The sequence below is a fragment of the bacterium genome, assembly GCA_013360195.1.
In the GTDB taxonomy this organism is placed as follows: Bacteria; Electryoneota; RPQS01; order RPQS01; family RPQS01; genus JABWCQ01.
Map to the genome: position 1 here is coordinate 1 of JABWCQ010000029.1, position 13,473 is coordinate 13,473.

6 protein-coding genes and 2 CRISPR repeat arrays are annotated in these 13,473 nt (G+C 53.0%); all 6 genes read left to right on the forward strand.

Annotated elements, in window-relative coordinates; genetic code table 11:
• A CRISPR array of direct repeats spans window positions 1–2,937; the repeat unit is 29 nt; unit sequence GTATTCCCCACGCACGTGGGGGTGAACCG.
• A 13-nt stretch (window positions 2,938–2,950) separates the two neighbouring features.
• Window positions 2,951–3,407: direct repeats of the CRISPR family, unit length 29 nt; unit sequence GTATTCCCCACGCACGTGGGGGTGAACCG.
• A 717-nt stretch (window positions 3,408–4,124) separates the two neighbouring features.
• Window positions 4,125–4,385: a hypothetical protein gene (locus HUU59_13245; GenBank protein NUO20405.1), complete on the forward strand. Its 261-nt coding sequence runs from the start codon at window positions 4,125–4,127 to the stop codon at window positions 4,383–4,385.
• 64 nt (window positions 4,386–4,449) lie between these two features.
• Entirely contained in the window at window positions 4,450–5,697 is a 1,248-nt protein-coding gene (locus HUU59_13250) for a TolC family protein (GenBank protein ID NUO20406.1), read from the forward strand.
• Between the two features lies 1 nt (window position 5,698).
• Window positions 5,699–7,273: an efflux RND transporter periplasmic adaptor subunit gene (locus HUU59_13255; GenBank protein NUO20407.1), complete on the forward strand. Its 1,575-nt coding sequence runs from the start codon at window positions 5,699–5,701 to the stop codon at window positions 7,271–7,273.
• Between the two features lie 9 nt (window positions 7,274–7,282).
• A complete protein-coding gene (locus tag HUU59_13260; protein ID NUO20408.1) occupies window positions 7,283–10,375 on the forward strand; it encodes an efflux RND transporter permease subunit in 3,093 nt (1,030 codons plus the stop codon).
• Between the two features lie 291 nt (window positions 10,376–10,666).
• Window positions 10,667–11,209, forward strand: coding sequence for an ankyrin repeat domain-containing protein (locus HUU59_13265; protein NUO20409.1), 543 nt, complete (start codon window positions 10,667–10,669; stop codon window positions 11,207–11,209).
• 752 nt (window positions 11,210–11,961) lie between these two features.
• The coding region (locus HUU59_13270) for a hypothetical protein (protein ID NUO20410.1) at window positions 11,962–13,473 on the forward strand (1,512 nt) is incomplete at its 3' end.

Genomic DNA, 13,473 nt, shown 5'->3' on the forward strand with positions numbered 1-13,473 from the left:
GTATTCCCCACGCACGTGGGGGTGAACCGGAAATCAAACAGGGCTCCGGCGATGTCCCTGCGTATTCCCCACGCACGTGGGGGTGAACCGATCCCTCTCGTCATGGAGAGAGAGGTCAAAGAGTATTCCCCACGCACGTGGGGGTGAACCGAACTTCGTGGCGTTCATGCTGTACGATACGGTGTATTCCCCACGCACGTGGGGGTGAACCGCCACAGAGCGGCTAAAAACAGGGTTGCTCTCTGTATTCCCCACGCACGTGGGGGTGAACCGAAGATAGATGCTTTCCGCAAAGACAACTAACACGTATTCCCCACGCACGTGGGGGTGAACCGCCTTAAATTAGTGGCAAGTGACATAATGACACGTATTCCCCACGCACGTGGGGGTGAACCGGTATCCGCAGAGACAATCAGGCCGACGAGGTCGTATTCCCCACGCACGTGGGGGTGAACCGGAGTCGACCACGACATTGCCGGAGCCGTCTTCGTATTCCCCACGCACGTGGGGGTGAACCGCGCCTTCTATGACCGCTGGAAACCCGAACTCCAGTATTCCCCACGCACGTGGGGGTGAACCGTGCAAGCATGAGCATCTTCTCTACCCACCCTGGTATTCCCCACGCACGTGGGGGTGAACCGGCGGCCAGAGGCCAACCCAAGAGGGAGAGGACGTATTCCCCACGCACGTGGGGGTGAACCGTTATATCCCGACTGATTAGATAGCCTATTCTCGTATTCCCCACGCACGTGGGGGTGAACCGGCGCCGCGCTGGGGATAGATGACTCCGGTGAGGTATTCCCCACGCACGTGGGGGTGAACCGATTGCGTTTCCTGTCACGGGTGAAATCATTGAGTATTCCCCACGCACGTGGGGGTGAACCGATGACACAACGAGAACATCAGGTCTGAACACAGTATTCCCCACGCACGTGGGGGTGAACCGTCGAAGAGCGCGTTAGCAATGTCCTGCGATTCGTATTCCCCACGCACGTGGGGGTGAACCGCTCCACCATGTCAAGCGGGAGTGCTGGATTATCGTATTCCCCACGCACGTGGGGGTGAACCGTACATTGCATAGAGGAGTGCATCAATCATATCGGTATTCCCCACGCACGTGGGGGTGAACCGTAGAATCCTGTTTGACCGTCAGCGCCAAGAAAGTATTCCCCACGCACGTGGGGGTGAACCGAGCGGGAGGTTAGCCTGAGCCGAGGCGCGGTTGTATTCCCCACGCACGTGGGGGTGAACCGTTTTTCGCGTATGTTTTTATTTGCTTACGCAAGTATTCCCCACGCACGTGGGGGTGAACCGGCAAAAGCTTTCCGCCATATCGGTCTATTAGAGTATTCCCCACGCACGTGGGGGTGAACCGTTCCCCCAAACCGAGCCATTAAGTCTCCTGTAGTATTCCCCACGCACGTGGGGGTGAACCGCAAGTTGCCGAGCGTATCGGTAACATCATCAGGTATTCCCCACGCACGTGGGGGTGAACCGCGCAAAGTTGAGAGGGCGGTGCCGTCCACCTCGTATTCCCCACGCACGTGGGGGTGAACCGGCCGCACTGATGCGAAAGAAGTTTGCCAACGCGTATTCCCCACGCACGTGGGGGTGAACCGATTGCATAAGCCGCTCTTTGCAAGAGCCTCGCGTATTCCCCACGCACGTGGGGGTGAACCGGTGATGCAATCGTGGCAAAGCGCCAATTTTCCGTATTCCCCACGCACGTGGGGGTGAACCGACCTCTATCAAAGGGGGGTAATCAGCAAAGAAGTATTCCCCACGCACGTGGGGGTGAACCGCGTATTCCCCACGCACGTGGGGGTGAACCGTCAATGATGTCAAAGTCAATCTCGGCGGCGGCGTATTCCCCACGCACGTGGGGGTGAACCGATTCACACGCGCAAAGCTTACCGAGAATATCTGGTATTCCCCACGCACGTGGGGGTGAACCGCATGACGTTGTATTGATTTGTCAATGCGCACCTGTATTCCCCACGCACGTGGGGGTGAACCGCTCATCACCTTCCCGCCATCGAAAAAGTCGGTGTATTCCCCACGCACGTGGGGGTGAACCGATGGGGGTCGGCCATGTTCACGGCGTGGACTAGTATTCCCCACGCACGTGGGGGTGAACCGTCAATGATGTCAAAGTCAATCTCGGCGGCGGCGTATTCCCCACGCACGTGGGGGTGAACCGCACTTAAACGTAACAATCGGCGCCGGCGAGGACGTATTCCCCACGCACGTGGGGGTGAACCGCGCTTGATGAAGGAGACTTGCTCTATGTCGAAGTATTCCCCACGCACGTGGGGGTGAACCGACACCGAACGGCAATTCGCCCTGACCACCGAAGTATTCCCCACGCACGTGGGGGTGAACCGGCCGGACTCAGCGCTCTCTCTTTTGATTACTGCGTATTCCCCACGCACGTGGGGGTGAACCGGTCAACGCCTCTCCACCATCACTGGTCAACGCGGTATTCCCCACGCACGTGGGGGTGAACCGCATTTCGGCGCCGATTGTGGCCAGTGGCAACTCGTATTCCCCACGCACGTGGGGGTGAACCGAGAGCCCGCGAACGGAGCGTAATCTATCTCTCGTATTCCCCACGCACGTGGGGGTGAACCGTCCGCATCGGCGGAGAGCGAACAACCGCCATCGTATTCCCCACGCACGTGGGGGTGAACCGGTAATGCGTACCGCCGACGGGGACGAAGCCGCGTATTCCCCACGCACGTGGGGGTGAACCGCGTTTATTGATAGGTTTGTAGATGCACTCTTAAGTATTCCCCACGCACGTGGGGGTGAACCGTTTTCACACCAGTAGAGTTCGGTGCTGGTGTCGTATTCCCCACGCACGTGGGGGTGAACCGTTGACAGTCATATAATGGCCGATGATTTGGACGTATTCCCCACGCACGTGGGGGTGAACCGCAACTTGCCTTACGTATTCCCCACGCACGTGGGGGTGAACCGCAACTTGCCACAGTAAGGTGTGCAATCATTACGTATTCCCCACGCACGTGGGGGTGAACCGGTCTGCTTTTTCATCTTGTGCCCGTCTTCCAAGTATTCCCCACGCACGTGGGGGTGAACCGGCTACGCCCCGAAACATGATATATTCTCATCGCGTATTCCCCACGCACGTGGGGGTGAACCGTATGCGCGCTTCCCATTCCATCTCATCGCGATGTATTCCCCACGCACGTGGGGGTGAACCGGAGCTCCTCTTCGCTGAATTTCGTAAGCCCTTGTATTCCCCACGCACGTGGGGGTGAACCGATCGCAGCGAAGGCATCGCAGAATGCAGCGTTGTATTCCCCACGCACGTGGGGGTGAACCGATAGGCAATATCGACCATGGCAAAAGGCGCCCGTATTCCCCACGCACGTGGGGGTGAACCGAAAAGGGCGATCAAGACAATCGCGCATCCCTTTTTTGAGTCTTTCGCATCGGTCGGCACAACGACACAGAATAACTTTCGCCACGCGGGTGCCAGCATCGCGGCTCGGGCAGTCTACAGGGTGACAGCGATTACGTCAACCTTCGGGGAAATTGATCTGGGCCAGACCACTTATCTCAGAAGGATCGGCCAAACTGGAAAGACCAATTGACTTGGCTCTCGTAAGTCTCTCGGCAGCCAGTAAACCTCCTTTTTGGTGTCTTTTGACTGTCAGTAAAAATGTCAGTAGATGTCGGAAATTGCCTGACAAAAACAAGTATTTAGAGAGTAAGAATAAGAACCATTTATTGCGTTATTTGATTTCTAACTGAATATTATGTATAGCTTTAAGTGAACCAAAGCCTTAGGGTTCGATTCCCGCCGTCTCCACTAAAAAACTCTTGTTAAATATGAGTTTAACAAGAGTTTTCTATTTTTGAGGGAATATCGGGTTATTAGGCCATTGCTTGCTTGAACAATGCCCATGAACTGCGTGAGTAATCGACAGCGGATTAGCGAGCGTTGGAAGTTCCTTGGACTGATCCGCTACCTTGTGTCCAGCTTTTGCAATCCGTATATTATGACAAGAATTATCAGATTTATTTAAGGACATCGCCTCAACGGAACTAAGCTCCGTGGATTCTGTTTAAGCAATATGCCTTTCTCTCGGATATTAACCGTGCTTCTCATCATGCTGGTCGCCGGACTGGGAATCGCCGCTGAATTCCCGCACCATGACCACCACGAAGATGTAGCACACTCAGAAATGGGAGTGACCATCGATGGTCATGCCCATTTTCAGTTGACGGGAGTCACGGCCCATGTTGTCCATTTCGGCCCAGCACCAGCTGCCGAGTTTATTGATTATCTATTAAAGCATCGCTTCCCTCTCCCACCTCTCTTTCCTTTCGAACGACCTCCTAAATCGCACTTGACTTAAGGCAAACATAACCGTCCTGTATTCAGGACGGCGATTTCTTATTAGCTAAAGACAAGGAGCGAGAATGCCCAAGCATTTTCTTTGCTGGCCACTCCTGTTGGGGGTGGCTGTTTTGATTTCCCCTCTTGTTGATCCACGTTTGGTTAGTCGCTCCGCGACGATTACCGATTTGTTTGCTGCCGCCGATAGCACCTCCCCCAGACTTCTGGAGGCGAAGCTCGAGGTGGCACGTACACGTGCGTTCTTCGGCGAGCAGCGCGCCGTTCCAAATCCGACGCTGTTCGGTTCGAGTGAAGATCTCGGCAATGATCAGGCCTCGGTGACCGAACGCACAATTGGATTTCGACAAGATCTCGGATTCCTGTGGTCGATGGGTGCGCAAAGATCATCAGCTTCCGCTGCAGTGGCAGCCGCCGAAGCTAGGTACGACCAGGAGCGAATCGACATTCAGATTAATCTGTTGTTAAAGGTCATTAGGCTTCAGCAACTGATAGCGAGCCTGCAACTTTCAGACACGCTGGAACGACGCTATGCAGAAATTCTGATGGCGAACGATGCGCGTGAAAGGGAAGGTGACATCTCAGGGTTTGATGCTCAGCGAGTACGGATTGAGTCCATCGCCGTGACGAATCGCAGAGTTGCACTGCAAACAGAATTGCGTGATCTTATAATCTATCTCAGTCGAGAGACCGGTTTGGATGAGTCAACTTTGCGTACGCTTGATGTTGAAGCAATTGACTCACCGAGCTTCACGAGTTCTGACGAAGCATTAGCGTATGCTGAATCACATGCACCGGAGTTGCGATTTCTCGAAGCGAATGATGCGGCCACATCGAAGAGCGTGACGGCTGCCAAATTGAAAAGATTGCCCAACCTTTCTGTTGGCGTCGGACAGAAATCAACGGACAGAGATGAATCTGGTTTGCTGATTGAAGCCGAATTGGAAATACCCTTGTTTAACTGGCGAGGTTCGGCCTTGCAGCAGGCACGCGCAGAACAGTATAACGCAATACGCCGTCACGCCAATGCGAAGAGTCAGCTTGCCGAGGTCGTAAGCAGTGCTTTCGAACGTTGGCAAGAAGTTCGACGAGTGTCCTACGAATCTTTGAGACTTGATGAGCTTGTCAATCATGTGAATGCCGCACATTCACTCTATTTGAGCGGCGAAACAGGATACCTTGAACTCCTAGACGCATTTCAGTCCAGCGAGGAGATTCTGTCCGCTGCCTATGAACTCGTAACGGCGCGCATCGAAGCAGACCTGCGGCTTCGCGAAGTAACCGGCTATCCCATTGTAAATGAGGGCAAGTAACATGAAAAATATATACTTTTCGATTCTTTCCGTTGCCGCGTTAGTATTAGCGATGGGCTGTGGCACTCGCCACACGGATCACGCACACAATGATCATGATCACGGCACAGAACAGGCTCATGATGACCATGGAGACGATCATGGACACGGGCATGGTGAAGGCGGTATTGTGGAAACGCTGTGGCAGGATGACTTAGAAATGTTTGGCGAGTGGCCGCCGTTTGTGGCAGGTCAGACTTCTGAAGCCGTGCTACACTTCACGAGTATGCTCACCTTTGAACCGGCAACGAAAGGGCCTCTGACCATTCAATGGATGAGCGGAGACCGTGTGGTCAAGTCACAGGTCGCTGATACCGTAACTCGAACAGGCATCTTCATCGTAGAGATCGCGCCGCCGGATCCTGGCACGTACGACTTGACAATGACGCTTGCGTCTTCGCAGATGAGCGGAACGGTGAGGCTACCCAATGTGCAGGTTTATCAGGGTCATGCACCAGAAATGCCGCATGAAGAAGAAGACGGTGAAACCGAGATTTCGTTTTTGAAGGAACAGCAGTGGTTGCTGGGAACGAAGACGGGGTTGGTTGAACGAAGAGATCTCAACGACAATCTTCGCGCGCCGGGTGAACTCAAGCCTGCTGGTAATAGAACGTCAGAAGTCTTTGCGCCATTCTCAGGAGCATTGCTGCCAGATCATCGGTTCGGCGCAGTGCGGCACGGACAACAGGTGCGCAAAGGTCAAGCATTGGCAATGATTTCGCCGTCACCTAGCGCCGAGAATAGTTGGTTTCAATTGCTTGGTGAGTATCGTCTGGCCAAGGCAGAACTCAGCAGAGTTGAAAAACTTTACGAACAGAAAGCTGCATCGGAGCGCAGGCTGGAAGAAGCGACGCAACAGCTTGCCATTAAGCAAGCGCAGTTGAGCGCGGCGCTGGGAGGTGCGGAATTGGATGATATGGATAGCGATTCGCCGCACTTCACTGTACGTTCACCGCGTGACGGAGTAATTGCACATCACGATATTGCCTACGGCTCGTACGTACAGCCGGGGCAGCGACTCTTCAGTGTGATTGATCCCGATGTATTATGGCTCGAAGTACATGTTGCCGCAGCTGATATGCGCAATGCGACGGATGTGCAAAGCGCATACTTTTCAATCGGCGGCTCGGAACATGTGCTCTCAACTGCTGATTTTGAAGGAAAAGTTATCGCTTCCGGTTCAATCTTGGACCCGATTACTCGCCGAATTCCGATAACGTTTGAATTGCGCAATCGTGACGGGCTACTGAAAGTCGGAGAGTTCGTGCAAGTTGAAGTACAAACATCCAAAACGCGTTCTGCACTGGCTGTTCAGAAGTCGGCAATACTGGAAGATGGTGGAGCCTCCGTGGCGTACGTGCAAAAAGGCGGTGAGACTTGGGTGCGGCGCGTCGTCACAACGGGAGCGATTGATGGTCCGTGGGTTGAAGTTCTGTCCGGGCTGAATGAGGGCGAACGCGTCGCGACCGCCGGAGCATACAAAATCAAACTTGCATCTGGCAGTACCGGCGAAGTCGGTCACGGCCACGCGCATTAAGGAGCACGCATGTTTGATTTCATGATTCGACAATCGCTCGAGAAGCGATTTCACGTGCTGTTGGCCGCGCTCGTTCTGCTTGTCGGCGGAACGTATGTGGCCTTACAGATGCCGATTGACATTTTCCCTGAGTTAACCGCGCCGACAGTAACGGTAATGGCGGACGTTCATGGCCTCGCGCCAGAAGAAATCGAAAGCCTTGTGGCGTTTCCGATTGAGTCCTCTATGAACGGCGCAACCGGTGTCCGGCGTGTCCGCTCTTCGATTACAACGGGCATGGCCATCATCTGGGTCGAGTTTACTTGGGGTACCGAAATACTTCAAGCTCGACAAGTTGTCACGGAACGATTACAGTCCGTGATGAGCAGTTTGCCTCCCGACATGGAGCCGCCGATGCTGGCGCCAATCTCGTCCATCATGGGCGAGGTAATGCTGGTCAGCGTGCGCAGTGACTCGCTGCATCCGACGGATTTACGATCTTACTCAGATAATATCCTTCGTAAGCGACTCCTTGCAATTCCCGGCGTGGCGCAAGTGACGCCGATTGGTATGCAGGTGAAGCAGTATCAAATTGTCGTCAAGCCGGAAAGATTGCTTGCCTACAATGTGTCACTTGAAGAACTTGTTGAAGCCGCAAGGTTATCCAGCGAGAATACGACGGGTGGCTACTTATTGGAAGGCGGACGCGAGCATTTGATTCGCGGACTCGGTCGTGTGGAGTCAGTGGATGACATCGGCCGCACGGTCATAACGATTCGCAACGGCGTGCCGATTTTGATTGATCAAGTTGCAGATGTGAAAGTGGACGGAGGAGTGGCGCTAGGTACAGCATCAGTGGAGGGCAAGGACGCAGTTATTCTTTCTGTTCAGAAGCAGCCAAGTGCGAATACGCTTGAATTGACGAGGCGAATCGAGACAGCTATTGAAGAATTGCAGCGCCAAGCCCCTTCTGATGTAGAGGTGCGCGCCGATGTGTTTCGACAGGCAAACTTCATTGAAGTGGCCGTGCGCAATGTGCTGACTTCGCTGCGGGACGGCGCAATTCTCGTTACAATTATTCTGCTGCTGTTCCTCGGGAATGTGCGCACCACGCTTATCAGCCTGCTTGCGATTCCGCTGTCGCTTGTTGTGGCTGTGTTCGCTCTGAGCATAATGGGCAGCACGATCAACACGATGACACTGGGTGGCTTGGCCATCGCCATCGGACTGCTGGTGGACGACGCGATTATTGATGTCGAGAATGTGTTCCGACGATTGAGGCTTAATGCCCTGAAACCTGAGAACGAGAAACGCTCAGTACTTGAAGTTATCTATCGCGCTTCGCTTGAAGTCAGAAAGCCGATTGTTGTAGCGACACTGATCATCATTGCCGTGTTCGCGCCGCTGTTCTTCTTATCAGGTGTTGAAGGACGCTTGCTCAAGCCACTCGGCGTGTCGTTCATCATCTCGATACTTGGCTCACTTGTGGTTGCTATCACGGTCGTTCCGGCGTTGACGTACTACCTGCTTGGTAAACTCAAGCCGAGCCAAATTGAGCACGAATCATGGGTAGTACGAAAGTTGAAACAAGCTTACAAGCCGACGATTGACCTCGCGCTGAAACATGCCACGTCAGTCATCACCGTGTCAGTGCTGCTGCTCGTTGGTTCGATCGTGTTGTACAGCCGTTTCGGACAGGCGTTCCTGCCGGAATTCAATGAAGGATCACTTACCGTTATCTCTGTATCACCACCCGGAACGTCCTTGGCCGAGTCGCACGAGATCGGACGTATGATCGAGCAGATTGTACTATCTCAACCGGGTGTGGCAAGTGTAGCTCGCAGAACTGGACGCGGTGAGATGGATGAACATGCGATGGGTTCAAACGCGACGGAAATGGAAGCCCGTTTGGAGGAAGATGTGGACAAAGAGAATCTTCTTGAGGAGCTTCGTGGCCGCTTAGCGATGGTGCCCGGAACATTCATTAGCATTGGCCAGCCGATTTCACACCGCATTGACCACATGCTGAGCGGTACTCAGGCCGCGATTGCAGTGAAGCTATATGGCGACAACTTGACGGACCTGCGCAACACAGCGGAGCTGATCAAGAAAGAGATGGAGCAGGTAAACGGTGTTGTGGACCTGGCAGTCGAACCGCAGATCGAAGTGCCGCAATTGCGAATCAAGATGAATCGCGAGGCGATGAGTCAATATGGAGTGAAGCCTGTTCAGTTGGCCGAAGCGATTGAAACGGCGTTCAATGGTGTGGTTGTCGGGCGTGTCATGGAAGGTCAGTTCGCATACGAAATGATTGTGCGCTATGATCCCGCCTCAAAAGCTGACACTGCGGCAATCGTTCGCACGCCGTTTCATACGCCGACGGGTCATTTCGTGATGCTGCGAGATCTTGCATCTGTCTATAGTGCGACGGGACCCAATATGATCTCGCGCGAAAATGTCAACCGAAAGATTGTGATTCAATCCAATGTGGCCGGACGAGACTTGGGAAGTGTGGTGCGAGAAGTGCAGGAACGTGTCGCAGCAAATGTCAAACTGCCAGAGGGCTACTTTGTGTCTTACGGAGGTCAGCTTGAAAGCGCTGAAAGCGCCGGACGAGTGATCGGTATTCTAACGGTGCTGGCAATATTGGTAATCATTATCCTACTCTTCACCGAGTTCGGCAACCTGCGAGATGCGCTGCTGGTGATGGTGAACCTGCCGTTGGCGCTGATTGGCGGCGTAGTCGCCATTGGAATGACGGATGGCATCGTGTCTATTGCGAGTATGGTTGGTTTTGTGACGTTGTTCGGTATTGCCGCGCGAAATGGCATTCTCCTCATTTCTCACTATCATCATCTGATGGAGGAAGAAGGCGTATCATTCCGCGATGCCATTGTGCAGGGCAGTATTGAGCGAATGAGTCCGATTCTGATGACAGCCTTTTGCGCTGGACTTGCGTTGATTCCGTTGGCGCTTGGCGGTGGTCAACCCGGCAAAGAGATCGAGACACCAATGGCGATTGTGATTCTTGGCGGCTTGATTTCGTCAACCGCTTTGAACATGGTGGTTGTGCCTGCTTTGTATCTTAAGTTCGGACGTGAACGCAAACCAGCCCAGACGTAACGAAGGGTCACGGGAATCGGGTGCCGATGTCACTGTCGGCACATACGTTTCATTGAACGAATCGATACTTTGAGATGTATAAGCAGAAGAGTTTCCCTTTGAAGCAAATCTTGGCGGTACCGATCTTGCCCACGTTGTGGCGCTATTATTCCGTGCTTCTACGCTGTTGCCCGAAGTTGCGTTGCAGGTAAGCGATCCTACCAGGTAGCACTTGAAGTAATACCACTATCGCCACGGTACAGAATGGCAGATAATTTGCTTACAGGATTTCCAAAACAAAGGAGTTGCGACATGAATCAACCAATGCTTGTGGTACTTCTCCGGCTCATCTTTCTCATAAGTGCGCCCGCGTTTGCACAGATGGAGATCTTTGAAGCCGCCAAAGCCGGAAACATAGACCGTGTTACTGAACTGCTTGTGTCTCAACATTCGGTACTGGATTATGACATTAGCGGATCGACCATTCTGCACTATGCCGCGAGCGGTGGCCAGGCAAAGGTTGCTGAGCTTTTGATATCTCGCGGTGCCGACGTGAATATTACTAATAATGATGGATTCACGCCGCTGCATCACTGCGCACTGTGGGGAAACGGCGAAACAGCAGCCGTTCTGATCAACAAGGGTGCGATCCTCTACGCACGGGACAACAATTTGATGACTCCCTTGCATTTATGTGGGCTTAACAACAACGTGGATGTTGCTAAAGTTCTCGTCGGTCACGGAGCGGATGTTAACGACAAGACCGAGACGCAGTGGACTCCGCTGCGTGTCGCCGAATACAAAGGCAGCGCTGAGTTGATCGAATGGCTCAAGTCTCAAGGTGCGATGGAATAGCGGCGATTCAAACCACCGTCTCCGGCACCCTGGTGCCGTCTTGCTTTTGTCTTGTTTGCGGTTGGTGTCAAGTGCTAAACATTGGACTTTGGTGATCACACGAGAGAAACCCCCAATGGGGTATTTCCTGTTGATTCTAAGATGCTTACAGCTTGAAACACGTAAATCGAAGACTCTTTCCGTTCCCGCCGTCTCCATTTGAAATACACCCTTGTTAAGCATGGCCTTGGCAAGGGTGTTTTACGTTCTAAATGGCTGCGGTGGAAGAAGAAACCAAGACAGATTAAGAACAAGCTCGAAATTCCTTGAATGTCTGGCCTGGGTAGTCGTGAAATGGATGTCAAGTTTTGCGGTTGTAAGATTGAGGTTGACGTTTTAGACAAGTGCTTCCTACCAAAGAGAGCGATGAGAACCGGTAGCGAAGCGGCATGAAAGCACACACTTCAACGAAGTTCTGTTTTGAAACCCGGGGCGAACCGAGTCAAGGTTGCTGTCAATGCAGCTCTTCAAAGACTTTGTGTACCAATTGAAGTCACCTGTGCCTTGATCCGTTCAAACAGATATTTTTCGCTTGCATGGGCTAGTAGTTGCTTTATCATTTCGCATGGCATATATTTGTCCTTGTGGATAAGTCTTGGATACGGTGGAAATCACCATGGGCACGCGTGTTGCCATTGTGAGAAGTGACATGGCCCCGACCCATTTTGATACGATGATCAATTGACGATTATTTGATGAAATGAGCAACTTTTGTGCACTATTGCATAGAAGTCGCAGAAGAGGTGGATATCAGGTTAATGCACAATATCGTGCCCGTTGTAGCACTTTGCTTGGTATTAGTAGGTTCTGCGCTCGCGGAATCCGTTAATCCGCATGGCGAGATGTTGCAAGAGTGCAACGTTTGTCACTCGGTTTCCGGGTGGACACCGCTGTTGTCGCCTCTCCCTTTCTCGCATGATTCCACAATATTCCCCTTGGCCGGCCGCCATACGGGAGTTTCTTGTTTATCGTGCCATGCGACTCTAAAATTCGCTGAGACACAAGGTGCATGCGCTTCATGCCATAAAGATGTTCATACCGGGCAGTTCGGCAATACGTGCGAGAATTGTCATACGCCAAATAGCTGGGATGAACGTCTGGCGATGCAGACCCAACATGCTGCGACGCGATTCCCACTGGTTGGGCGGCACGCACAGCTCGATTGCCAAGCCTGTCACGTGTCCGGGATAATGGCGGGTCTCGAGACCGCTTGTGTATCGTGCCACATCGAGGACTATGAAAAGACCGCTGATCCCAGCCACACCATGGCTGGGTTTTCTGTTTCTTGCGAATCCTGTCATGACACGCGGATCTCCGATTGGGACGTCAGCGAATTTGCGCATACAAGTTCGTTTCCGCTCGCAGGCGGCCATGCAAACCGCAACTGTAGCGAGTGCCACGGCAGCATATCTTTCATTAACGCGCCCACGTCATGTTATGACTGTCACCGTGATGACTTTGAAAGAACAGCCGAGCCCAATCACTCATCACTCGAATTTCCGCAAGACTGTGCGCAGTGCCACACGACTGTCAATTGGGAATCCGATTTCGACCACCAGGCCTCAGAATTCCCGCTCACAGGTCGTCATGTTGAAACAAGCTGTAATGAATGCCACGCCAGCGGACGGTTTGCCGGGCTAGACGCTTCGTGCTGGTCGTGCCACATGGCAGACTACCAGATTACGGACACCCCTGATCACGAAGAAATACAACTTCCGCACGATTGCCAGAGTTGCCATACGGCGCAGAGCTGGGATGCATATTTTGAGCACAACAGTGATACAGACTTCGAGTTGACCGGTGCACACGTTCAGATTGGTTGCAAGGAGTGTCATGTCAATGGAGTTCTTCAAGGCACACCTACACTCTGTGTTGATTGCCATTTGGGTGAATTTGCCGGGACGACAAGTCCAGATCACCAAGCGACGGGCATCGGGACACAGTGTCTGGAGTGTCACACGACCGAGGCTTGGGACCAGGGCTTTGATCACAGTAATACCGATTTTCCGTTAACGGGGCAGCACGTCCAAGCATCGTGTCAGCAGTGCCATGTCAACGGTGTCTTCGAGGGTACGCCGTCACAATGCATAGATTGTCACCTGGCGGATTACACTGGAACAGAAGATCCCGATCACCAAGCGACGGGTATCGGGACACAGTGTCTGGAGTGTCACACGACCGAGGCTTGGGATCAGGGCTTTGATCACAGTAATACCGATTTTCCG

Bases quoted from the DNA above. Each gene is read 5' to 3' on its own strand.
- HUU59_13250 (NUO20406.1), top strand. From the start codon at position 4,450: ATGCCCAAGCATTTTCTTTGCTGGCCACTCCTGTTGGGGGTGGCTGTT.
- HUU59_13255 (NUO20407.1), top strand. From the start codon at position 5,699: ATGAAAAATATATACTTTTCGATTCTTTCCGTTGCCGCGTTAGTATTA.
- HUU59_13260 (NUO20408.1), top strand. From the start codon at position 7,283: ATGTTTGATTTCATGATTCGACAATCGCTCGAGAAGCGATTTCACGTG.
- HUU59_13265 (NUO20409.1), top strand. From the start codon at position 10,667: ATGAATCAACCAATGCTTGTGGTACTTCTCCGGCTCATCTTTCTCATA.